Source organism: Polynucleobacter sp. UK-FUSCHL-C3 (genome assembly GCF_040409815.1).
In the GTDB taxonomy this organism is placed as follows: Bacteria; Pseudomonadota; Gammaproteobacteria; order Burkholderiales; family Burkholderiaceae; genus Polynucleobacter.
On record NZ_CP099959.1, the window covers coordinates 1,183,092 to 1,207,302 of the forward strand.

A 24,211-nucleotide genomic window follows, 5' to 3' on the forward strand; every position below is an offset into this window, starting at 1 on the left:
GATAAAGTTATTTATTGGATGAGTCATCATGAATATCAATACAAACTATTTGCCGACAAAGCGGTCGGCCCTGTGGCTTGTGGCCTCTGCCGCATTTACAAGCGCTGTTTTTGCTCAACAAAACCCAATGCAAATTGATGTGACGGGTGCGAGAGAATCAACAACCAGTATCCTGACCCCGACCAAGATTTTGCAAGGTAATGAACTGCAAGATAAGTTAGGCACCACCTTAGGTGCCACCATTGGCAATGAACTTGGAGTGTCCCAAACTGGCTATGGTACTGGAGCATCCCGCCCCGTGATGCGCGGTCTGGAAGGCGCGCGAGTGCAGATCTTACAAAATGGTTTATCAGTGGGTGATGTCTCTGCCATCTCTGCCGACCATGCAGTAGCAAGTCCTGTTGCTAATGCCAGACAAATTGAGATCTTACGAGGTGCTGCAGCCCTACTCTATGGCTCAGGCTCTAGCGGAGGCTTAGTGAATGTGATCAATGATCGCATCCTTACGAACCTACCTGATAAACCAACAGGCGCTCTTAACACTAGTTATGACACGGTCAGTAATGGTCGTGCCGCATCGGGTGTGATTGAAGGCTCCGTGGGATCAGTGGCTGTTCATGTGGATACAGCCATTAATAACAATCAGAACTACCGTATTCCGGGATACGCCGAGCAAGGCGGGCCAAATGCAAACTGGAAGATTAATCCTAATGGACAGGCTCAAAATATCCCGTATTCAGGAAAGCTGCCAAATTCGTTTAACAATCAAAATAATTTAGGTGTTGGAGCATCTTATATAGGTAAGTCAAGTTATACGGGTATCTCGGTAGAGCGGTTAAACAATAACTACGGAATACCGACCCCCGAGGGCGGAATGATTAAGCAGTCACAGAACCGCTACGACTTTCAACATCAAACCCGTGATCCATTTGCGGGGTTCTCATCGGTTAAGTTCAGTGCTGCGAACAGTAATTACAACCATACAGAATTTGGAACAAGCGCATACACCCCAGCTGCTCTTTGGAAAAATATTGCTAATGAGATGCGACTTGAGCTAGCCCATAAACAATGGATGGGTTGGAAAGGGACTTTTGGAGCCCAAGTAACGCGATCCTCGGTCGAGGCGACAGAAATTAAAACTAGAAGTTATGCCATCTTGCCATCTACCAAAACAAACTCCGATGCCTTATTTTGGATTGAAGAAGGCAGCTGGGGAGCTTTACAAGGTAACCTAGGTTTGCGGTACGACAATGTAAAACAGAATCCAAATTCATCCACGGTGTTGAGTGCTGAAGGCCCATTTTCTAGCCCAACTACAAACCCAGCAAAACCACAAGTTCAAAATAAAAACTTTAATTTACTTTCCTATTCAGCAGGCGGTCTTTGGAACTTTGCAAATGGATATGGCACTGGTCTTTCATACACTGTGTCGCAACGCGCTCCAAGCGCTCAAGAGCTCTACTCATATGGAATTCATGAGTCCACAGCCACCTTTGCAGTCGGTAACTCTAATTTAAGCAAAGAGACCTCGCATAATTTAGAGCTCAATGTTCAAAAGACGATGGGTGAGGTACGCAGTAAAGTAAATATTTATATCAATAGATTTAATAACTATATTTATGGTCGCTACACTGGGCAGTTTATTGCTGCTGGCGCCGAGGAAGGTGCTGGTTTTTCTGTCGTCCAAGCTCAACAAGCTGCTGCCACCATCAAGGGGGCTGAGGGAGAGATAACGCATAACTGGGGCAATGTGGGTAGCGGTGCGCGCTTATTTGCCGATGCCTCACAAGGTAGCTTTGATGCGGGTGGTAATTTGCCCTTGCAGCCTGCACCTCGTATTGGCCTGCAAGTAGCGCATCAGAAGAATGGTTGGTTAGCTAATGCGAGCTATACCTATAGCTTCCAACAAAATCGTTTGGCAACATGGGAGGTAGGCCCAACACCCAGCTATAACCTTTTGAATGCAGGTCTCTCCTACACCGAGAAGGTTAATAAGATTAGCTGGACCAGCTACATGATGCTAAAGAACATCTTGAATGATGACATTCGCTATGCAACCACTCCGATGGCAGTCCGCTTATATGCTCCCCAACCAGGACGTAGCCTCATGGTCGGTGTGCGGGCAAACTTCTGAGTTACTTGATCTGGGATCGCACTTGCTCTTCACAGTACTGAGCAAGTGCTTTCCGATCTAGGTCTGTAGCTGGGCTAGGACCAAATATCAGCTCGACGGTGATCGATTTAGTCCTGAGCATTTTTATGATCGAGTCAATTAAGGTCATCTCACCAATAAACGCAGTGGCATCGCTGTATTGATTATCTTGGTCCACATAACGAATGGTCATGGGGAAGGTTTGCACTTGGGTCTGGGCGGCTGACTCAAATAAATTGGGTCTGAATGCTAGGACCCGGTCTCCTGCCGTTGAGGTTCCCTCAGGGAATATGCAAATCGGCTCATTCGGTAAGAGGGTCTCAAGTTGGTTAGCAATCTCCTTGCCGTGTCTCTTACTTTCTCTACGAATGAATACAGTACCAATTTGTTCTGCCATCCAACCAAATACTGGCCAGTCCGCTACTTCTGACTTTGCCACAAAGCGACACGGCAAAAACGATTGAATGCTAGCGATATCAATCCAGGAGATGTGATTGGCGGCAATTAGATATCCCCCACTCTTGGGCAATAGCTCGGCATTAATGACTCGATGCTTTAAGTTAAAGATAGTGAGTAGATGTATTGACCAATGCCGAATGTGTCTCTTTTTTGTCTGATCTTTAGCAAATGGAAAGATACAGATTAGGATAGATATGCCTTTGATCGTATGGGCAATGATCTTTAGGAATGGTATGAATAAAAATGTCGATTTGGCACGCATCCTTGTGATGATAAAGGGATGAACCATCTCGCTGTCATGAAACTGACACCAAAGCGTCACGATGTTTTCATAATGCGGTGGCACAGTGGTGTTCCATGGAGCACTATAGAGCCATTTGGATCTCAGACGTGCATCTCGGGACACCTGGATGCCAGGCTAAATACCTCCTCGATTTCTTAAAGCATAACGAATCCGATACCTTATATTTAGTCGGCGACATCATTGATGGCTGGCGCCTTAAGAAAAGTATTTATTGGCCACAATCCCATAACGATGTGGTGCAAAAGATTTTGCGTAAAGCACGCAAGGGTACGGAAGTGGTCTACGTCCCAGGCAATCACGATGAGTCAATCCGTCAGTTTTTGGGTCTCTCCTTTGGCGATATCCGAGTTGTTCCAGAGGCGATTCATACTACTGCCGATGGTCGCAAGCTCTGGATTACCCATGGCGATCTATTTGATGGAGTCATGCAATACGCCAAGTGGTTAGCCTATGTTGGCGACAACCTCTACTCCCTCATTCTGTATTTCAATCGCTACCTCAATATGTTGCGGGTACGAATGGGCTTGCAATACTGGTCTCTCTCGCAATACCTAAAGCATCAGGTCAAAAATGCTGTGAGCTATATCGCCGACTTTGAAATGATTATGGCTAGAGAAGCGCGCTTACGCGATTGCCAAGGCGTTGTCTGCGGGCATATCCATAAAGCGGAGATCCGCATGATTGATAACCTTCTCTATTGTAATGATGGGGATTGGGTTGAGAGCCTCACCGCCCTTGTCGAGACTCACGAGGGTGAGCTCAAAATTGTGCATTGGCCTCACATCCTCGGTGATCAGCATTCGGTAGAAGACATTAGCTTTGAACCAATCACCCTACCAATTTCATTTCCGACGCGTGCCCCATCACCTGCGTTTATGGCACGAACCTCACTAATACCTTCTGTGGAGAAAGCATGATGAGAATAATGATTGTGACCGACGCTTGGGAGCCCCAGGTCAATGGCGTAGTCCGCACCCTAAAGCAAACCACCTATGAACTTCATAAGATGGGTCATCAGATTGAGATGATTACGCCTTCGGGATTTAAGACGATTCCGTGCCCTACCTATCCGGATATCTCGCTGTCTTTATTTCCTGGTAAAGGAGTGGCAAAGCGCATTAAAGACTTTGCCCCCGATGCGATTCATATTGCGACCGAGGGCCCATTGGGTATGGCAGCACGCTCATATGCCCTGCGCCATGATCTACCCTTCTCTACCGCTTACCACACCCGCTTTCCAGAATATGTTTATGCCCGGACTCGTATTCCCTTAGCCTGGACCTATCGTTTCCTCAAATGGTTTCATGGCCCATCCTTAGCGGTGATGGCACCTACTCAAGTCGTGAAAGATGATTTGGAAAAATATGGCTTTGATAATGTGGTGATCTGGTCGCGCGGTGTTGATCTAGAAATCTTCAAGCCTCAGGACTCTAAAGTATTAAATAGCGCTCACCCCATCTTTTTATATGTGGGTCGTGTCGCGGTCGAGAAAAATATCAATGCCTTCCTTGAAATTGATTTACCAGGATCCAAATGGGTAGTCGGTGACGGCCCAGCCATGAAAGAAATCAAAGAAAAATATCCTTTGGTGAACTATCTAGGCGTACTCAATCAATATCAACTCGCCGAGGTCTATGCGGCTGCCGATGTGTTTGTGTTCCCCAGCAAAACCGATACCTTTGGCTTGGTCTTACTCGAGGCGATGGCTTGTGGCTTGCCAGTGGCGGCCTATCCTGTAACCGGTCCCATTGATGTATTGGGCGATTCAAGTGCTGGTGTCATGAATGAAGATCTACGCACGGCCTGTCTTCAAGCGCTCAAGATCCCACGCGAGGTAGCGCGCGCCCATGCTGAGAAGTTCTCATGGAGAGCAGCAAGTGAGCAATTTGCTAATCACTTAAAGCCTGTTCAGGTCAAGGTTTCAGCACAGACTGTGCCTGCCTAATGTCTCAACCCTACGACATCAAACAAAATCCGCATAAGGGCAACCGCGGATTCACACGAGCTATCCATGCAGCCAAGAACTCATGGCATGGCCTAATCTTTGCTTTTAAGGAAGAAAGCGCCTTTCGGCAAGAGCTAGTGCTCTTGGTCCTGCTGACCCCAATTGCCATCATATTGCCCGTTAGCTTGGTGGAGAAAGCCTTGATGATTGGGTCATTGTTCATGGTACTGGTGATTGAGTTACTCAACTCTAGCGTGGAGGCTGCTATTGACCGCATCTCTTTTGAGCATCACGACCTCTCCAAGAGGGCTAAAGACTTTGGCTCGGCCGCAGTGATGCTTGCCTTATTAATTGCCTTAATTATCTGGTTTGCCGTGATTTATCAAGAATTAACTTAATAAATACAATGACTTACGAAATAACCTTACTTGTCTTATGCCTGTAATATATGGGCTATAGGATACGGTTATCACGATAGGAAACACAATGCCTGATATCCCAAATCCCTTCTCTGCTCTGGATCATTTATTTATTAATAAACGCGATGCGAAGTCGTTTGAACCCCTCAAACCTTGGACGGATAAATTGAATCCGTTAAAGAAGTTTTTCTCTACAAAAGCGGATAAAGAGACTACAAAGTCTGTGGATGAGCAAGCGGTTGATAAAAAGCAGGAGCACAAGCATGTGCCTGAGCTCCTCGGCAAGGCCAAGCGCGTCCCTTTTAAGGTCTCGTGGGCAATGCATGCTGATGAGATCAAAGAAGCGCAACGTCTGCGCTATAAAGTTTTCGCTGAGGAGATGGGTGCTCGTCTCCCCGTCAATGAAGATGGTCTTGATATCGACGAATTTGATGCCTACTGCGATCACCTCCTAGTGCGCGACCCAGAGACTCTCAGAGTAATTGGTACGTATCGCGTTTTAGCGCCTCACAAAGCTGCGGAGATTGGTCGCCTTTACTCGGATTCTGAATTTGATCTCTCTCGCCTCAATCACTTACGCCCCAAAATGGTGGAGGTCGGTCGTTCCTGTGTTCACCAAGACTATCGCTCGGGTGCGGTCATCATGGCGCTATGGAGTGGCTTGGGTCAATACATGAAGCAACATCAATATGAAATCATGCTTGGTTGTGCAAGTATTCCGATGGCAGATGGTGGTCACTACGCAGCCAGTCTTTATAACTCGCTAGGCCCCGAGCAAATGGCTCCGGTTGAGAACCATGCCTTCCCCAAACTACCTCTACCGCTCGATCGCTTAAATGGTGGTCTACAGGTCGATGCACCCCCCCTGATTAAGGGCTACCTGAAGTTAGGGGCAAAGATCTGTAGTGCTCCAGCTTGGGATCCAGACTTTAATACCGCTGATTTGCTAACCATGTTGCGTCTATCGGAAATGAACCCTCGATACGCGAAACACTTCTTAGACAAAGCTGATTAGTTCGTTAGCTTCAGTGTGTAGCGGTAACCAATCCGCTCCCACTCAGCAGCTTCTTTACGCAAGCTAAACTCTGTAAGGGGGTGGGCTTGCGCCCAATCATGATCCAACTGCACCTCAAAGCTTTCTGAATCAGGGCTTCTCACTTTCACTTTAGGCAAGTGCTCGTCTGTACGTGAACGGCATAAAACATGTGCAAGACGAATACAAAACAACATACGCCAGTCACTAAAGTTGGCATTGTTCGAGAGCTTGCCCAACTTACCGGTGTGCCCCAATAGCAGAGCCGCCAGTCGAGCCTGGTCGTTCTTCGAAAATCCGGGCATGTCCGCATTGGCCGAAATATATGCGGAGTGTTTGTGATAACCATTGTGGGAAATCGATAGGCCAATCTCATGCAAATTAGCAGACCAAGCCAGTAAGGCAAGATTATCGCTTCTGCTCTCATGGCTAGGTTTTGGTAATTGAGAAAGAAATTCTGCGGCTAAGGTACCAAGGCGGTGAGCCTGCTCACGATCAACCGCATAGCGCGTCATAAACTGCTCTACAGTCACAAAGCGCATATCGTGATGCTGGGTTCTGCCTAGTAAATCGTATAAGACCCCGACGCGCAATGCCGCATCACTGACCTCCATACGTTCAATCCCCAGCTCATCAAAGATGGCCAACATAATCGAAAGCCCCCCTGGTAATACGGGACGTCGATCCTCTTTTAAATTAATCAGGGTGACCCGGTCAATATGATCAAAATCGAGCAGGCGGTGCTTGAGACCCTTTAGACCCTGCAGGGTAATGACCCCGTCTAATCCAGAACTAGTCGAATCTTGACCATTCTTTTCCTCGGGGCCATTTAGCTTGTTATCGGCAATCAAATCAGCTAAGGCTCTGGCCGTTCCAGAAGAGCCAATCACTTGATTCCAGCCCGATTTATGAAAGCGTCCTTTAATGACTTGCACCTCGCGGCGGGCAGCCAGCTCGGCTTCCTTAAAGGCATGCGAATCAATCGCACCATTCGGAAAGAAGCGAATGCTGTGCGATACACAGCCAATATAAAGACTTTCCAGGAGCTTCGGTTCATATCCTTTGCCGATGATGAACTCACTTGATCCACCACCCACATCAATCACTAAACGATTACCGGAGACTGCAGGTGCCTCATGCGAGGTGCCAATATAAATGAGGCGAGCCTCTTCAACGCCAGCGATTACCTCGATTGGAAATCCCAGCGCAATTTGCGCTTCTTGCACAAACTTTTGGGCATTTCTGGCGACCCGCAGCGTATTTGTAGCAACCGCTCTTACCTGCTCAGGACGAAATCCCCGCAAGCGTTCACCAAAGCGCAAGATGGCCTCTAAACCCCGTTTGATCGCCTCATCATCCAAGACCTTCCCGGGGGTTAGGCCAGCCGCTAGTCGAACTGGCTCTCTCAGCGTATCAATGGTCCGCAGTTGCATCCCTGAGGGGGTGATATAGGCCTGTGAAATCAATAAGCGAAAGCTGTTCGACCCCAAATCGACTGCAGCAACAAGGTCTAGGCCAGGTTTGTTGGGGGATATAGGTTTAGACAAGGTAGGAGAGTGTTAGCATCTTAATAACCCTATTATTGTATGAAATAAAAGTGACATATTTATGAAATATAAAGTCTTATGTCACTTTTATTACTAAACCGCGAAATCGGTATCTTGGAGTTCAACTCTCGGGTTTTATCGCAAGCCGAGGATCTAAAGATTCCGCTTCTAGAGCGTATCCGCTTTCTCAGTATTGTCTCGAGTAATCTCGATGAGTTCTTTGAAATCCGCATGGCAGGTATTAAAGAGCAACTGATCGATAACCCCGTTAAAGTAGGTTCCGATGGCAGAACCATTGCGCAGAGTTACGATCTTGTATCGCAACAAGCCCATGCACTAGTAGACCGGCAATACAAACTCTACCAACAGGTACTGCTACCGAATCTGAAGAAGGCTGGTATTGAATTTTTGTTAACGGAACATTGGTCTAGTGCCCAACGATCGTGGGCGGAAGATTTCTTCAAAGAAGAATTATTACCCCTACTAACCCCGATTGCTCTAGACCCAGTTCACCCGTTCCCCCGAGTAATCAATAAGAGTTTGAACTTTGTGGTGCAGCTGCATGGAAATGATGCCTTTGGACGCAAGGCAAACCTAGCGGTAGTCCAAGCTCCGCGCGCCCTACCTCGTCTTGTAAAAATGCCCAAACGCTTATGTGGCGATACCGAGGCATTCGTATTTTTATCCTCATTCATTCAGGCCTTCGTTTATCAATTATTTCCGGGAATGGAAGTGCTTGGTTGTTATCAGTTCCGGGTCACCCGAAACTCAGATTTGTTTGTGTCAGATGATGAGGTTACCGACCTCCGTAAGGCTTTACAAGGTGAGCTACCTTCGCGTCATTTGGGCGATGCTGTTCGTTTGGAAGCCAATATAAATATTCCGGATGATCTATTGCAACGGCTATGCAAAGAAAACAATCTTGATTTGCGAGACTGCTACCGGGTCAATGGTCCGGTGAACTTGGTGCGCTTAGCCCAGTTACCCGATCTAGTCGATAAGCCCAAATTAATCTTTACACCCTATGTGCCCGCGTTCCCCTTCAAACACCATCACAATACGTCTGCAAATTCTTATTTTGAGCGAATTAAGCGCGCTGATATCTTGTTGCATCACCCGTATGAGAGTTTTGAGCCCGTTCTAGAGCTCTTGCGTGAAGCAGCCAAAGATCCGGATGTCTTAGCGATTAAACAAACAGTCTATCGCACGGGAGATAAATCCCCCGTCATGGAGGCGCTCATCGAGGCTGCACAAAATGGTAAAGAGGTTACTGTTGTTCTTGAACTTTTAGCCCGCTTTGATGAGCAAACCAATATTAACTGGGCAGCCAAGCTAGAGGAAGTTGGTGCGCACGTTGTCTATGGTGTGGTGGGTCATAAATGCCACGCCAAGATGCTGTTAATTGTTCGTAAAGAGAAAATCAATAAATCGGGTAAGACCAGTTTGGTGCGTTATGCTCATTTGGGTACCGGTAACTACCACCCCCGTACTGCCAAGCTCTATACGGACTTTGGCTTAATGACCTGCGATCCCCACCTCACAAAAGATATCCATCACGTCTTTCAGCAGCTAACAGGCACTGGGATGCAACTGGAAACCCGAGAGATTTGGGAGGCGCCCTTTACGATGCTTGAGCAACTTATTCATCATATTCGTATTGAGACCAAGGCTGCAAAACAAGGTAAAAAGGCGCGCATCATTGGAAAAATGAATGCCCTCCTTGAGCCCACCATCATAGAAGAGTTATATAAAGCCTCCCGGGCAGGCGTGCAAATTGATCTCATTGTGCGTGGCGTCTGCGCCTTGCGCCCTGGAGTCAAAGGTCTTTCTGAGAATATTAAAGTGCGCTCCATTGTGGGTCGCTTTTTAGAGCACCATCGTATTTATTATTTCTATGCCGGTGGCGACGAGGTCTTATACCTCTCCAGCGCCGATTGGATGGAGCGCAATCTATTGCGCCGAGTTGAAGTTGCCTTTCCGGTAAAAGATATCAAACTCAAACAACGGGTTATCCAAGAAGGTTTAATGATTTTGCTCAAAGACAATGCCTCTGCTTGGCTGATGAAAGCCGATGGCAGTTATGTCATGAGCAAAACCCGACTCAATCAAGAACCGCTTATCGGACAGATTGAATTACTTAAGAAGTTCTCGCGGGTGGAAAGCGCAAGGTAAAAGTGCTACCCCGACCGGGGGTACTCTCAATCACCAAATTGGCTTGATGGCGATTGGCGACATGCTTCACAATGGCCAGTCCCAAACCAGTGCCGCCAGTTTCTCGCGACCGACTGCGATCGATTCGATAAAAGCGCTCAGTTAAGCGCGGAATATGCTCAGGTGATATGCCAGGGCCAGTATCCGTGACAGAAAATTCACCTTCGCCAGCAGCATTGACCGACCACGTCGCACTCACAGAACCAACATTCGGTGTGTAACGAATGGCATTGGAGACCAAATTACTAAAAGCCGACAAGACCTCGCGTTCCTCTCCTAATAAATTACAGGGAGTCTTAAGATCAAAGTTAAGGGAGTGCTTTCCTTGAGATAGCGCATAGGCATCGTTTTTGATCAACGACATCAAGTAACTCATTGAAATGCTATTTATGGGCGCAGGTTGTGTATTGGCCTCTAAATTAGCTAGGGTCAATAAATCCTCCACTAAGTTTTTCATCCTTTTACCCTGATCCATCATCATCTCAAGGTATTGAGCTTTCTGCTCAGGAGGTAACTCTAGGGTTTGAACTGTTTCTAGAAAACCCATCATGACTGTTAATGGCGTGCGCATCTCATGCGACACATTCGCTACGAAATCACGGCGCATGGCTTCTGCCTTACTGAGATCGGTAATATCCTGAATAAGAATTAGGCGTCGATTTTCAGAGAATGGGAACACTTGCAGTCGCAAAATGAGGCTTGAGGCACTGCCCATTTTTTCAAGAACAACGGGTTCCTCGTACTGACGGCTCATCATATACTGGACAAATTCGGGCTTACGCACGATGTAATGAATTCGTTGGAGAGCATCGCGCTTGAACTGAAGCCCCAAAAACTGTTCAGCAATCGCATTACACCACTCGATTTGATCTTGATCATCCAGCATCACAATGCCATTGGGGGATGCCTGAAATGCCTCAATAAATCGTTTATGTTGGCGCTCTATCTGTTCAATATCCTTGCGCAGACCTGTAATGATGCGTTGTAAACGAAAGAAAATTTCTGACCAGGCAGGTCCAAAGCCAGACAAGCTTGAAACCCCCGCCCCTTTGGCAAACACATCAAGACGCTCTTGGTTGATGTATGCCGATAAAAGGCTATAAGCCAAGATGGAAAAGGCAATCAACCACCCTGCTATCTCACCCAGCAAAGATCGCCCAATAACACCAGCAATGCCGGCAACCAAAAACATGGTGATGAGACGAAAAATAGCATAGAACATGGCGACATCTTAGAGCATCGGAGAACGATGCTCAAAATTTAGGCAGCTTACTTAACTAGGAGTCTTAGTAATCCGATACCCACTGCCACGAACAGTCTCAATATAGGGATCGCATTCCGCTTCAGCCAATGCCGCTCTTAAGCGCTTGATGTGCACATCCACCGTACGCTCTTCGATATACACTTGATCGCCCCACACTCGATCTAAGAGATGAGAGCGCGAATGGACACGCTCAGGATTACTCATGAAGAATTGCAATAAGCGAAATTCGGTTGGCCCCAAATTAACAAACTGATCGCTTTGATTTTGGCGAGATACGGTAACTCGATGGGTGATTGGATCCAATTGCATAGGGCCAATTCTTAGAACCTCATCCCCCAAGCCCAATGAAGAGTTACGTCTTAATAATGCTTTAACCCTTGAAATAAGCTCCTTTGGCGAGAATGGCTTGGTGACATAGTCATCCGCTCCAGAATCTAGCCCCTGAATTTTATCTGCTTCAGCGCCCTTGGCGGTAAGCATCAAAATAGGTAAATGCTGTAACTCTGCGCTAGCTCTTAACTCTTTGGTGAACTGCACACCCGACTTTCCAGGCATCATCCAATCCAAAATCAAGAGATCGGGTTTATTTACCCGAATCATCCGCATTGCCTCATCCGCCTGCAGAGCGCGTTCCACAGTGAACCCAGAATGGGTCAAGTTAACAGCAATTAGTTCTGCAATCGATGGTTCATCTTCAACAACCAGAATGCGCGGCATATTCTTATTTTGTAGCTTCTCGTACTAAATCATCGTGGGATATATGACGAACATCCGCGCCCTTAACAATATAAATAACGAACTCAGCAATATTCTTAGCATGATCTCCAACGCGCTCGATCGCTTTAGCGATAAATAGTAGATCAAGACCCGTTGAAATCATCTTAGGATCTTCGGCCATATAGGTAATTAACTTACGTACAAAACCTCTAAACTCTTCATCAATTTGCTTATCATCCTCCACAACCTTGGCAGCTGCTACTGCATCAAGGCGGGCGAAGCAATCCAAGGACTGGCGTAGTAGATCGATTGCCATTTGTCCAGATAACTTGATTTCTGCTGCGTTAATTTTGTAATTTGGGGCTTGCTCGATGATTCGCTTAGAACGCTTAGCGACCCGCTCAGCCTCGTCACCCGCGCGCTCTAAATTAGTAATCGCTTTTGAAATCGCCATCACTAAGCGCAAATCGCGCGCAGTCGGTTGGCGACGAGCGATGATTTCGGCACAAGCGGAGTCAATTTCTACCTCTAATGAGTTCACTGACTTTTCTCGCTCAATGACTTGCTCGCACAGATCAATGTTGGCCTCTGAGAATCCACGCATGGCAATTTCAATTTGCGACTCCACCATTCCACCCATTTGTAGCAATTTGCTACAGAGAGAATTCAGGTCTTCATCAAATTGTGACGATAAGTGGCGATCGTTCATGCTGTCTCCTGTTAACCAAAGCGACCGGTAATATAGTCTTCGGTCTCTTTCTTGGCTGGCTTAATAAATATTTGATCGGTTTTGCCGTATTCGACTAACTCACCGAGGTACATGTAGGCGGTAAAGTCAGAAACACGGGCAGCTTGTTGCATATTATGGGTCACAATTGCAATGGTGTAATCTTTCTTGAGCTCGTTGATCAACTCTTCGATCTTGGCGGTTGAAATAGGATCTAACGCAGAAGTAGGCTCATCAAGAAGAAGAACCGATGGTTTAACAGCAACCCCACGGGCGATACACAAACGCTGTTGCTGACCTCCGGAGAGCGAAAGACCACTCTGATTTAGCTTATCTTTTGATTCGTTCCACAATGCAGCCTTATTTAAGGCCCACTCGACCCTTTCGTCCATTTCGGCTTTAGAGAGGCGCTCATAGAGTCTGACACCAAAGGCAATGTTCTCATAAATCGACATTGGGAATGGGGTTGGTTTCTGGAACACCATACCAATACGCGAGCGGAGCAAATTCACATCATTGCCAGGCTCCAAAATGTTCTCATTGTAGAAGTTAATCTCACCCTCAGCACGTTGACCTGGGTAGAGGTCATACATGCGATTGAGGGTACGCAATAAGGTGGATTTACCGCAACCCGAGGGTCCAATAAACGCAGTGACCTTACGCTCAAGAATGTTTAGATTGATATTCTTTAAACCCTGAAAGCTACCATAGAAGAAATTAAGATTTTTAATTTCAATCGCATTTATAGCCTGGGCGTTTGAACTAACATTGGCACCCTGCTCTGACTCGGCATTGCCTTGATTAATATCAGAATGAAACATCGGTTTCATGGTGGTTGTCATACGCTTACCTTTTCACGAAGTACTACGCGGGCCAAAATATTGAGACCCAATACTGCAAATGTAATGATTAGAGCGCCGCCCCATGCAAGGTTAACCCAATTGTCATAGGGGCTCATCGCAAACTGGAAAATAACTACTGGCAAATTAGCCATAGGCGCGTTCATATTAGTGGAGAAGAACTGGTTATTAAGTGCGGTAAACAATAATGGCGCTGTCTCTCCGCTCACGCGCGCAAGGGCTAATAAAACCCCAGTGATAACTCCACTCTTTGCCGCGCGCAAGACAACCGTTAACGAGACCTTCCACTTAGGCGCACCGAGTGCAAACGCAGCTTCGCGTAAGGTGGTCGGTACGAGCTTTAACATATTCTCGGTTGTTCTAACAACCACTGGGATCGCAATCAAGGAAAGCGCTACGGTACCAGCCCACCCGGAGAAGTGCTTTACCTGATAAACAATAATGGCATAGACAAAAAGGCCGATCACAATCGATGGGGCTGACAACATGATATCGGTCACAAAACGAGTTACCTCGGCAATCTTGCTGTTTTGACCATACTCGGAGAGATAAATACCAGCCAAGATTCCAATCGGGGTGCTAATCAGCGTACAAAAAGATACGATCATTAAGCTACCAACGATCGGGTTGGCTAATCCACCACCCTCTGTTCCCGGAGCGGGCGTGTTTGCCAAAAATAAGGCTGGGCTAATCGCTGAAAATCCTTTGTACAACAGGATTGATAAGATCCAGAATAAAAACAACATACCAATAGCCATTGCAAGCATTGAAAAGGTGAGGCCGATCGCGTTAGACCTTTTGCGCTTACTAAATAAAGATGCGTCGCGTGACATTATGTTTTTACTCCCTGATTTTTCTCCATACGCATCAACATGATCTTAGCAATGGCAAGCACTATAAATGTGATTGCAAAAAGAGCAAGTCCCAGCGCAAATAATGAGGAGTAATGTGCGCCTACTTCAGCTTCGCCAAACTCATTCGCTAAGGTAGATGCTATCGAATTGCCTGGTGCAAATAAAGAGGCAGTTAATTTGTGTGCATTACCAATCACAAAGGTCACGGCCATGGTCTCACCCAAAGCGCGGCCTAGTCCCAACATGATTCCGCCAATCACGCCAGTCTTGGTATAGGGTAAAACAACATTTCTGACTACTTCCCAAGTGGTGCAACCAATGCCATAGGCAGATTCTTTTAAAACAGGCGGGACAATTTCAAACACATCGCGCATAACCGATGCAATAAATGGCAGAATCATCATGGCCAAAATTAGTCCGGCGCACAAGATACCAATACCATTAAAGGCGCCTGAGAACAGAATGCCAAGACCAGGGATTTGACCCAATGTCCCTGCAAGCGCTGGTTGTATGTACTGCGCAAATAGCGGGGCAAAAATAAATAAGCCAAACATTCCATAAATGATGGAAGGTACTGCAGCTAAGATCTCAATTGCAGTTCCCAAGGGTCTTCTTAAGCTTGCCGGACAAATCTCAGTGAGAAAAACTGCAATACCAAAGCTAAGTGGTACAGCAATTAAAAGAGCAATGACCGAAGTAATCACCGTGCCGTAGATCGCAATTAAGCCGCCAAACTCGCCATTAATGATGTCCCACTCTACGGTAGTGAAGAAACCAAAACCAAATTTACTAAGGGCAGGTGCTGCATTAAAGATAAGGGAAGCAATAATTCCCAAGAGAGCAAAGAGAACGCTTAAGGCAAAGAATTGGGTAAGGAATTTAAAGCCAACATCCATTAAGCGCTGACGTTTAGCAATACCAACTGCTTGAGAACTAAGGGCGCCACCTTGAAATACAGCATCCATTCGAATACCTACCTTTGTAGACAAAATCAGCCCTAGTAACCTAGAGCTGATTTGATACTAAATTAAGCTAAAAGATTACTTAGTATTAATTTGATTCCAAACATTTTTACGAATAAAGTCCGTGGTGACATCTGGCATTGGCACATAATCAAGGTCAGAAGCCATTTTCTTACCCTCTTTGAAGGCGAAGTCAAGAAACTTCAATACTTCAGCAGAATTTGCTTTATTAACTGGGGTCTTGTACATCAAGATAAAGGATGCACCAGTAATTGGCCAAGATTTAGCACCTGCAGCATTGGTAATAAATGTTCCCATTCCTGGAACCTTTGCCCAATCAGTACCTGCCGCTGCGGCCGCAAAGGTCTCGTCATCAGGTTGGACGAATTGACCGGCTGGGTTTCTTAATTGCACATGGGTCATGTTGTTTTTCTTGGCGTATGCATACTCAACATAGCCAATCGAATTCTTAACACGACCTACGTTTGCTGCAACACCCTCGTTACCCTTACCGCCTACTGAGGAAGCAGCTGGCCATTTAACAGCGGCACCAGCACCAACTACGGACTTCCAATCGGCGCTAACTTTAGCTAAATAGTCGGTGAAAATCGCGGTCGTTCCCGAGCCATCCGCGCGGTGAACGATCGTGATATCACCAGAAGGGATCTTCACGCCTGGATTGAGATCAGTAATACGCTTGTCATTCCAGTTAGAAATCTTACCTTGAAAAATATCTGCCAGAGTTTGACCATCCAAACGGATTTGACCAGGCTTGATACCATCAACGTTAATAATAGGTACTACACCGCCAATAATGGCAGGAAACTGAACCAAGCCGTCAGCTTGTAAATCATCAAATTTCACAGGGTTATCGGTTGCACCAAAGTCAACAGTCTTGGCTTTGATTTGCTTAATACCACCGGATGAGCCAATGGATTGATAGTTCAAACCATTACCTGTTTTGGCTTTATAGGCTTCAGCCCACTTAGCGTAGATTGGGTATGGGAATGTAGCGCCAGCGCCGGTTATGTCTGCAGCAAGGGCGGCAGGAGCAAAACTTGCAGTAGCAATGGAAAGAGCCGCAACAGTTAGGGCTTTTTTCAAAGTAATCGTCATTTTTAATCCTCAATAAGGTCTCGCACAACGCGATAGAAGAACAATACGGGGGGAATATGACGCTTTAGTGACAGCTGAAATGACGTAGGAGTTGATCTAAATAAATTATATAAATCAATAGGTTAATTAATTAGTGCCGCTGCTCTGTAGCCAAAATTTATGATTCACCCTAAATATTTAGGGTGAATTCCCTAATTTAGCAACTCAGTTAGGTACTGCGGCGCTGCCATTTCCTAAAACAGAGCTTTGTGAAGCCTGGCTTGGGGCTGTTGTGGGCTTTTTCCTGGGGGCGGTCTTCTTCTTCACAGCCGTCGATTTGCGGGGTACCAGTTTCTTTTGAGCGGGCTTCCTGGCCTTTTTGCTAGCCGTGGCTTTGCTCACCTTTTTAGCAACCGTCTGAATATTCTTCTCGGCTAACTCAATGGCATCATTAACTGCCTTGCGGCCTTCTTTAAATACTTTGGCACCAGCATCGGAAACCTCACGCACGACTTTTGCGAGTTTTTCTCCGCCCATGGGGATTTTCTTATCAGCCTCTTTAATCCAATCACTAATGGCGTCTCGAGCCCGATCAAAGTGCTTCTCGGCACCATCTGCAGCCTCACTACCAATATCTTTCAAGATCACTTTGACCTTCTTCTGATAAACACTCATGCGCTTAGCAGCCTCATCGGCTGCCTTCTTTTGCATTGCATTGAGTTGCTTCATATCTTTTTGAGCCGCTGTTTTAGCGGCATCCAGCGCCTGCTGCATGTTGTAGCGAAGTTCTGCTGCATGGTGCTCGCTTAGCTGCTTCGCTGCATCAAGCAATTTATGAGACAGAGTAAAGAGCTCTTTTGCCTTCGCTTTCTTTGCTGCTTCTGACGGCTTTTTCATTACACACACCTCATGTCAATTAATGAAAAATCAGTCTAGCAAAGGAATATGACAAAGAATTGTTGCATTGCATCAATTAGATGCTGACACAAAACTGCCATCAAGCTGTCACGTTAGGATTGTATAAAATTAAAGAAACTCCCTTCGTGTTGAATTTTCCGCCCTGCTAGGGCGGTTTTTTTATAGAGCTAAGTTTCGATCGATTTGATTGCATGGCGTATCTCCGTAACTACAGAAAATACAACAATCGTTTTTATTGGCTTGATAGGGTCGAAGGCACGATGGGCATTGATGAAATTGGTTTGGATACGCCGAATGAATTTCAACACATTCACGAACAAAACAATGAGGGCAGGTTAAGGTTGATTGTTGAATAAACATATTCCCATTCTGAATGGATAATATTTCACTGTGATGAATCCCATTAAGACTCTCCTCCAGCAGATAGTAGTCGCTTCTCTGTGCTGCATGATTCCACTCTGGGCGCAGGCATTTCGGTTTATCGCTCTGGGTGATATGCCCTATCGCGATGGGGACGAGATCCGGTTTGAGCAATTAATCCAATCAATTAATCGGTCACAGCCGACATTGAGCATTTTTGTGGGTGACACCAAAAACGGTAGTTCGCCCTGCTCCAATGAATATTTACAGAAAATTCATCGGCTATTTAATACTTTTAATCAGCCGCTGGTTTATACACCCGGTGATAATGAATGGACTGATTGTCATCGCCCAAGCGCCGGAGCATTTGAACCAAGCGAGCGACTGCAATTTATTCGTCAACTCTATTTTTCCGATACCAAGAGTCTTGGCAAAAACCCGATTCGCTTAAATCGTCAGGCGGACATTCATCCAAGGTTTAAAGAGTTTGTCGAGAATGCCTACTGGCTCCACGAGTCCACGCTATTTGTTACGGTCCACGTTGTTGGTTCAAACAATAACTTTAGTCAGTTCACAGAATATACCCGACGTAATCAAGCCAATTTAGCCTGGCTTGAACATGTATTTACAATTACTAAATCCCAAGGCATCGATCACCTCGTCATTGCTCTTCAAGCAGATCTTTTTTATTCCCCTGAGCAAGCGACATCCCTCACAAGTGGCTTACGCGATACGATTGCTCTACTGAATCAAAAACTGGCGGACTTTGCCAAACCTGCTCTTATTATTCATGGCGATAGTCATCGCTTAATCATTGATCAACCCTTTAGTGATCCAATTAGTAAGCGTACTCTTGATCGAGCTTACCGTTTGCAAGTCATGGGGGATCAACAAATTGAAGCGGTCGAAATTACTGTAGATAAAACAAAACAAAGCCCCTTTTCATTTCGACCCTTCCTCATTCAACCCTAATTAGCTACCAACCGGTTTGCCATCCTCCCGCCAAATCGCAATGGTTGCAGATCGGGGTCTGGAAAACAGTTTGCGATCAGGCCAATCACTGAAGGCTTTTGGCTTGTCCGGATTACTACGCTCGCTCGGACTCTCACCAGGATGCTGAATGTTGACAAACATGGTTTTGTAATCAGGTGTTAAGTCAACACCGGTCACTTCGCAACCATTAGGTCCAATTAAAAAGCGTCTAAATTCTCTACTAACTGGATCTGCAGCAAACATCATATTGTTCGTAATGCGTGAATACGCGCCTTTGCCCAAAGCTCCTGAAGAAATATCAGTTTGAGTCCATAAAATTCCGCGCTGGTCAAACCACAACCCGTCAGGTGATCCATAGACATCCCCCTGAATATTCCCTTTCTGATTTGGATCGGTATTGTCTGGGTCTCCCGCCAAGACAAAAATCTCCCAATCAAAGCGATCGCTTGCGGCATCTTGGCCTCGCGGTTTCCAGCGAACAATATGCCCCATCAAATTATTGATACGCGGGTTGGCAGCATTTACGGGGAACTCTTTACCGCGTTGATTATTGTTGGTCAGCGCCAGATAGACGTCATTGGTTTTAGGGTGAACAGCTACCCATTCAGGGCGATCGAGAGGAGTTGCCTTCAGGTAATCAGCCGCTAAGCGCGCTTCGATGAGCACATACGCTTGATCTGGAAAGCCATTTTCTTTACTCAAGCCATTTTGACCATGGACCAAGGGGATCCACCGACCTTCGCCACTATCCGAAAATTGAGCAACGAAAAGTGTGCCCTCATCTAAGAGCGTCCTATTGTGTTCTGGCTGATTTGGTTTGTAAGGAAATTTACTCACATATCGATAAACATATTCACCGCGTTGATCATCGCCCATGTAGACCACTACACGTCCATCTTTTGCCAAGGTGACTTGAGCACCCTCATGCTTAAACCGTCCTAATGCGGTTCGTTTAATGGGGGCCTGATCAGGATCGCGTGGATCGATTTCAACGACCCAACCAAAGCGATTCGGCTCATTGGGTGTAAGGTCAGCATTAAAGCGCTCATCAAACTCCTCCCAGCGATAACCAAACCCCTTTGCATTAATACCAATCCGCTGCTCTTCCTTGCTCGCTTTACCCTTCTTTACAAAATAACCATTTATATTTTCTTCACAGGTCAAGTAAGTGCCCCATGGGGTAACTCCATTAGCACAATTATTAAGAGTGCCAAGCGCTAGCTTTCCTTTGGGGTCTGCGACTGTTTGCATATAAATACTTCCGGCCGCTGGTCCTGAAATAGCGCAGGGAGTATAGGCTGTAATGCGTCTTGTATTTGGGCCAGATACTACTTGCCAAGCACCACTACTCTCGCGCTGAATATGGGCAACTGTGACTCCGTGTGCTGCCTGACTCTTGCGGACCTTATCAGCGTTCCAGGTTTTCATACCATCAGGATGAAGAAGACCGTCATCGGTGTATTCGTGATTAACAACCCAAAGACCCTTTGTGGATGAACCCTGCTCTGGGAAAAATGCACAGCCATCATGGTGCATGCCAAACTGCTTGGCTTGTTGCTCAGGCGTATTAATCACATCATAGGAAATAACTGGAAACTTACCATTAATGGGATCGCCCCATGCAGCAACTATTGCCCATCGATAACCTTTTGGAATCGCAATGCCATCGCTTGCCTGCGCCAGTGAGACGGACTCAAAATTAAATGGCTTCGCTCCACCCCAAATCGATTTAGTACTTTGAGCCATGCCAAGACCAGGGCTCATTACAGCCAAGAGTGCTGCGCTCGACTTTAGAAAAAAGCGTCGGTCAGTTTTGGTTTCGAGGGTATTTTGGGGATCAAAAAGAGTATTAACGATGGGATTATCAAATTCGTTCATGGTGTACCAATTGGTTAGTGATTAATAAATTTCAGGAACATACATTTCGCGGGGGACAGGACCGCGAATATAGTCTGGGTTATGAACCCGTTCAGGTAGCGTAATGTGGGGATGCTCAATCTCCCCATACGGAATCTGAGCAAGTAAATGATGAATACAGTTTAAGCGAGCACGCTTTTTATCATTGGCTGCAACCACCCACCAAGGAGCTCCAGAAATATGTGTTTTTTCAAGCATCATTTCTTTTGCTTTGGTGTACTGCTCCCAACGTCGGCGAGACTCTAAATCCATCGGACTTAATTTCCATTGCTTAAGAGGATCATTGATGCGTTGTGTAAAGCGGTTGTACTGCTCCTCATCCGAAATCGAGAACCAATACTTAATTAGAATCACCCCTGAGCGAATAATCATTTTTTCAAACTCTGGGACAGTTTGTAAGAATTCCTGATACTCATCATCGGTACAAAAGCCCATCACTCGCTCCACACCTGCTCGGTTATACCAACTGCGATCGAATAATACGATTTCGCCAGCAGCGGGTAAATGCGCAATATAGCGTTGAAAATACCACTGGGTCTTCTCTCGCTCTGATGGAGCTGATAGGGCAACTACTCGGCATACGCGGGGGTTTAATCGTTGTGTAATGCGTTTAATAGCGCCGCCCTTTCCAGCAGAGTCGCGACCCTCAAATAAAACAACAACTTTTAACTTATGATGAACTACCCAATCTTGTAACTTAATCAACTCTTTTTGAAGACGAAAAAGTTCTTTGAAATAAAACCGACGATTAATTGCCGTTAAAGAACTTGAGTCATCTCCCAAGCGCTGATCATCAAGCTCAAGCTCTAATTCCTCATCGAGGTCATCCAAAATCTCATCTTGGGCTCTTTTGTACCATTGTGATAAATCATCTTGATTCTGATTCATTGATAACTCCTTTGAACTTGTTAAGTTACAAGAAGCCCATGACTTAAATGTGACACTTTAATTACCTGACATAAAACTGACATAGTGATGTCATGACCGTTGGCCACAATACATGCTGTACAAACTTTGTATTAACTATCGAAGGTCCTGCAAAGAGCCGCTACCCATTGGTCAAGTAATTTTTGGAGATATTGATATGGCAATCAACCCCAATGATCAAATAAAGGAATTAGAGGAGCGGTTCCAACACTATGATATTGATAATCATGAGAAAGACCGACTAATCTGGCAATACTTAGTTAATCGTAAAAATAGGCGCGATAATGACCCAAAGCAAAATGAGATAGATACGGACTGGGGCAATTAATGTGTATTGACTTGCTCTGCAATCGCCTCAGCAGTTTGCTGCGCTAGGTTTGCCTCGTTGGCCTCTACCATCACACGTAGCACAGGCTCCGTCCCCGATGCCCTTATTAATACCCTACCCTTACCAACCAGGCTTTGTTCTGCCTTAGTGATTGCAGTGTTGAGATTAAGGTCATTCTGCCAGTTGTAATCAGGCTTGGTTTTGACGTTGATCAGCACTTGCGGAAAGATCTGAACACCGTTCAATAAATCATTTAAGGACTTCTGTTTTTCTTGCATCGCTGCGAGCACTTGTAAAGCAGCGATGGTGCCATCTCCCGTACTGTGCTGATCTAAGCACAACAGATGACCAGATCCCTCTCCACCAATGATCCATTGCTTGTTCTGTAATAACTCTCGAACATAGCGATCGCCTACCTTAGCCCGTTCAAAGCCCAGACCGAGGCTCTTAATGGCGTTCTCGATTGCTAAATTGGTCATGAGTGTGCCAACTACCCCACCAATCTTCTGCCCCCGATCAATACGATCTTTAGCTAAGACATACAGCAACTCATCCCCGTTAAAGAGTCGGCCGCTACTATCCACCATCTGCAATCGATCGGCATCACCATCAAGGGCAATGCCAATATCAGCACTGACTTCTTGTACCTTTGCGATCAGTGCTTGGGGTGCAGTTGCACCACAGTGATCATTAATGTTGCGACCATTTGGCGATACGCCGATGGTAATCACCTCCGCTCCTAGTTCATGAAAAACCGGAGGGGCCGTGTGATAAGCAGCACCATTGGCACAGTCAAGCACAATCTTTAGGCCTTTGAGATTGAGATCGGCTGGGAATGTGGATTTACAAAACTCAATGTAACGTCCTGCTGCATCATCAAGACGAAAGGCTTTGCCCAGTTTATCGGAGCTGACACAGCCCATCGCGTTCTCAAGCTCTTGCTCAATCTCGAGCTCAAAGGCGTCTGAGAACTTATCGCCCTTGGCAGTGAAAAACTTAATACCATTGTCTTGATAGAGATTATGGGACGCGGAGATCACTACTCCAGCTGATAGGCGTAATGCTTTGGTGAGGTGGGCAACCCCCGGTGTTGGCATAGGGCCGCATAAGGTGACATCCACACCCGCTGCTGAGAATCCAGACTCCAATGCAGCCTCTAATAAATATCCAGAGACGCGCGTGTCTTTACCAATCAATACCCGTTGACGCTCATTTGATTTGGCGTGGCGGATTAATACCTTGCCAGCGGCATAACCCAAGCGCAACATGAAGTCTGGAACAATGGGTGGAACACCAACCTCTCCACGAATGCCATCGGTACCGAAGTATTTTTTAGTCATTCTTCATTATAAAACTTGTAAGCTCTTGCTCTCGCATGGCTTGCCAAATCTTTATGGCATCCATGGTCTCACTCACATCGTGCGTTCGCACAATTTTGGCACCACGCTCAACCGCCATGATTGCAGCAGCGATGCTCGGAATCAGGCGGTCTCCAACTTCTTTATGGGTTACTTTACCCAGCATGGATTTGCGTGAGATACCTGCTAAGACCGGATAGCCATGCTCTGTAAACAATGCAAATTGGGCTAAGAGTTGATAGTTATGCTCAAGGCTCTTACCAAAACCAAATCCCGGGTCAATGGTGATGCGGTTCGATGCAATGCCAGCCTCTTCAAGCAATGCACAGCGCTCCAATAAAAAGGTTTGTACATCTTGCAAGACATTATCGTAATGAGGATCAAATTGCATGGTTTGTGGATCGCGTTGCATATGCATGAGAACCACGCCACAGTTTGATTGCTTGACAACATCCACTGCTCCCTCTTGACGAAGCGCCCAGATATCGTTGACACAGTCGACACCTAAATCAAGGGCTGCTCGCATGGTCTCTGGTTTATAGGTATCAATCGAGAGGGCTGCACCGCACTCTTTAAGAGCCTCAATCACAGGCAAAACGCGATCGAGTTCTTCTTGTAAGGCGACCGGTTCTGCCCCAGGTCGTGTGGACTCGCCACCAATATCAATAATGTCTACGCCTGCAGCAATCATTTTCTCGGCTTGCTTAAGCCCTGCATCGCGTTGATAAAACTGCCCACCATCGGAGAATGAATCTGGGGTGGCATTCAAAATACCCATCACCAAAGGACGAGTGGTCTTGGAGAGCTCAAAAAGAAAATGCCCGCAGCGCCATGCCGCGGGCGATGGATTAACCTGCATCC

Annotated in this window: 23 protein-coding genes; 8 read left to right on the top strand and 15 right to left on the bottom strand. The window is 46.2% G+C overall.

All coding sequences use genetic code 11. From position 1 onward, the window contains the following. Positions 1–28 precede the first annotated feature (28 nt). Positions 29–2,134 carry a TonB-dependent receptor gene (locus NKE59_RS06035; protein ID WP_353438084.1) on the top strand — a complete coding sequence of 702 codons (2,106 nt, stop codon included), beginning with the start codon at positions 29–31 and terminating at the stop codon, positions 2,132–2,134. Between the two features lies 1 nt (position 2,135). Here NKE59_RS06035 and NKE59_RS06040 read toward each other — a convergent pair whose 3' ends face one another. Beyond that, the gene (locus NKE59_RS06040; protein WP_353438085.1) at positions 2,136–2,957 is read right to left on the bottom strand and encodes a lysophospholipid acyltransferase family protein; all 822 of its coding nucleotides are present in this window, start codon (positions 2,955–2,957) and stop codon (positions 2,136–2,138) included. 11 nt (positions 2,958–2,968) lie between these two features. Here NKE59_RS06040 and NKE59_RS06045 point away from each other — a divergent pair, with 11 nt between their 5' ends. The 4 genes from NKE59_RS06045 (at position 2,969) to NKE59_RS06060 (ending at position 6,294) form a co-directional block, all read left to right on the top strand. Then, a complete protein-coding gene (locus NKE59_RS06045) occupies positions 2,969–3,832 on the top strand; it encodes a UDP-2,3-diacylglucosamine diphosphatase (protein WP_353438087.1) in 864 nt (287 codons plus the stop codon). After that, on the top strand, positions 3,832–4,860 hold the full coding sequence (locus NKE59_RS06050; protein ID WP_353439921.1) for a glycosyltransferase family 1 protein: 1,029 nt from the start codon (positions 3,832–3,834) through the stop codon (positions 4,858–4,860). The genes NKE59_RS06045 and NKE59_RS06050 overlap by 1 nt, the downstream gene beginning before the upstream one ends. Beyond that, positions 4,860–5,258 (top strand): diacylglycerol kinase, encoded by a 399-nt coding sequence (locus NKE59_RS06055; RefSeq protein ID WP_353438088.1) that lies wholly within the window; start codon positions 4,860–4,862, stop codon positions 5,256–5,258. The genes NKE59_RS06050 and NKE59_RS06055 overlap by 1 nt, the downstream gene beginning before the upstream one ends. A gap of 88 nt (positions 5,259–5,346) precedes the next feature. Then, positions 5,347–6,294 carry a GNAT family N-acyltransferase gene (locus NKE59_RS06060; protein WP_353438089.1) on the top strand — a complete coding sequence of 316 codons (948 nt, stop codon included), beginning with the start codon at positions 5,347–5,349 and terminating at the stop codon, positions 6,292–6,294. Here the strand turns inward: NKE59_RS06060 and NKE59_RS06065 are convergent. Continuing rightward, complete coding sequence (locus NKE59_RS06065; RefSeq protein ID WP_353439922.1) at positions 6,291–7,745, bottom strand: Ppx/GppA phosphatase family protein; 1,455 nt, start codon at positions 7,743–7,745, stop codon at positions 6,291–6,293. The genes NKE59_RS06060 and NKE59_RS06065 overlap by 4 nt on opposite strands. 192 nt (positions 7,746–7,937) lie before the next feature. Between NKE59_RS06065 and ppk1 the strand changes: the two genes are divergently transcribed. Beyond that, entirely contained in the window at positions 7,938–10,031 is a 2,094-nt protein-coding gene (gene ppk1 / locus NKE59_RS06070; protein WP_353438090.1) for a polyphosphate kinase 1, read from the top strand. Here the strand turns inward: ppk1 and phoR are convergent. From phoR to NKE59_RS06115, 9 genes are all read right to left on the bottom strand, one after another. Further along, the gene (gene phoR / locus NKE59_RS06075) at positions 9,997–11,292 is read right to left on the bottom strand and encodes a phosphate regulon sensor histidine kinase PhoR (protein WP_353438091.1); all 1,296 of its coding nucleotides are present in this window, start codon (positions 11,290–11,292) and stop codon (positions 9,997–9,999) included. The two genes, ppk1 and phoR, sit on opposite strands and share 35 nt — an antisense overlap. 51 nt (positions 11,293–11,343) lie before the next feature. Continuing rightward, entirely contained in the window at positions 11,344–12,051 is a 708-nt protein-coding gene (gene phoB, locus NKE59_RS06080; protein ID WP_353438092.1) for a phosphate regulon transcriptional regulator PhoB, read from the bottom strand. Positions 12,052–12,055: 4 nt separating this feature from the next. Beyond that, complete coding sequence (gene phoU / locus NKE59_RS06085) at positions 12,056–12,760, bottom strand: phosphate signaling complex protein PhoU (RefSeq protein ID WP_353438093.1); 705 nt, start codon at positions 12,758–12,760, stop codon at positions 12,056–12,058. A gap of 11 nt (positions 12,761–12,771) precedes the next feature. After that, positions 12,772–13,620 carry a phosphate ABC transporter ATP-binding protein PstB gene (gene pstB, locus NKE59_RS06090; protein WP_353438094.1) on the bottom strand — a complete coding sequence of 283 codons (849 nt, stop codon included), beginning with the start codon at positions 13,618–13,620 and terminating at the stop codon, positions 12,772–12,774. Further along, on the bottom strand, positions 13,617–14,471 hold the full coding sequence (pstA, locus tag NKE59_RS06095; RefSeq protein ID WP_353438095.1) for a phosphate ABC transporter permease PstA: 855 nt from the start codon (positions 14,469–14,471) through the stop codon (positions 13,617–13,619). The genes pstB and pstA overlap by 4 nt, the downstream gene beginning before the upstream one ends. Continuing rightward, positions 14,471–15,457 carry a phosphate ABC transporter permease subunit PstC gene (gene pstC / locus NKE59_RS06100; RefSeq protein ID WP_353439923.1) on the bottom strand — a complete coding sequence of 329 codons (987 nt, stop codon included), beginning with the start codon at positions 15,455–15,457 and terminating at the stop codon, positions 14,471–14,473. The genes pstA and pstC overlap by 1 nt, the downstream gene beginning before the upstream one ends. Positions 15,458–15,532: 75 nt before the next feature. Continuing rightward, positions 15,533–16,570, bottom strand: a complete 1,038-nt coding sequence (pstS, locus tag NKE59_RS06105; protein ID WP_353438096.1) for a phosphate ABC transporter substrate-binding protein PstS — start codon at positions 16,568–16,570, stop codon at positions 15,533–15,535. A 204-nt stretch (positions 16,571–16,774) separates the two neighbouring features. Continuing rightward, positions 16,775–17,446 (bottom strand): hypothetical protein, encoded by a 672-nt coding sequence (locus NKE59_RS06110; RefSeq protein ID WP_353438097.1) that lies wholly within the window; start codon positions 17,444–17,446, stop codon positions 16,775–16,777. Between the two features lie 180 nt (positions 17,447–17,626). Beyond that, a complete protein-coding gene (locus tag NKE59_RS06115) occupies positions 17,627–17,827 on the bottom strand; it encodes a GDCCVxC domain-containing (seleno)protein (RefSeq protein ID WP_353438098.1) in 201 nt (66 codons plus the stop codon). A gap of 87 nt (positions 17,828–17,914) precedes the next feature. On the opposite strand from NKE59_RS06115, the gene NKE59_RS06120 reads away from it, so the two are divergent. Further along, on the top strand, positions 17,915–18,799 hold the full coding sequence (locus NKE59_RS06120) for a metallophosphoesterase (protein ID WP_353438099.1): 885 nt from the start codon (positions 17,915–17,917) through the stop codon (positions 18,797–18,799). Here the strand turns inward: NKE59_RS06120 and NKE59_RS06125 are convergent, their stop codons facing one another. Then, a complete protein-coding gene (locus NKE59_RS06125; RefSeq protein ID WP_353438100.1) occupies positions 18,800–20,698 on the bottom strand; it encodes a PhoX family phosphatase in 1,899 nt (632 codons plus the stop codon). It lies immediately after the preceding gene. A 21-nt stretch (positions 20,699–20,719) separates the two neighbouring features. Then, positions 20,720–21,625 carry a polyphosphate kinase 2 gene (gene ppk2, locus NKE59_RS06130; RefSeq protein WP_353438101.1) on the bottom strand — a complete coding sequence of 302 codons (906 nt, stop codon included), beginning with the start codon at positions 21,623–21,625 and terminating at the stop codon, positions 20,720–20,722. A 112-nt stretch (positions 21,626–21,737) separates the two neighbouring features. On the opposite strand from ppk2, the gene NKE59_RS06135 reads away from it, so the two are divergent. After that, positions 21,738–21,992 carry a hypothetical protein gene (locus NKE59_RS06135; protein ID WP_353438102.1) on the top strand — a complete coding sequence of 85 codons (255 nt, stop codon included), beginning with the start codon at positions 21,738–21,740 and terminating at the stop codon, positions 21,990–21,992. Here NKE59_RS06135 and glmM read toward each other — a convergent pair. Both glmM and folP read right to left on the bottom strand, forming a co-directional pair. Next, on the bottom strand, positions 21,989–23,332 hold the full coding sequence (gene glmM, locus NKE59_RS06140; protein ID WP_353438103.1) for a phosphoglucosamine mutase: 1,344 nt from the start codon (positions 23,330–23,332) through the stop codon (positions 21,989–21,991). The two genes, NKE59_RS06135 and glmM, sit on opposite strands and share 4 nt — an antisense overlap. Further along, complete coding sequence (folP, locus tag NKE59_RS06145; protein ID WP_353438104.1) at positions 23,325–24,209, bottom strand: dihydropteroate synthase; 885 nt, start codon at positions 24,207–24,209, stop codon at positions 23,325–23,327. The genes glmM and folP overlap by 8 nt, the downstream gene beginning before the upstream one ends. Between the last annotated feature and the right edge of the window lie 2 nt (positions 24,210–24,211).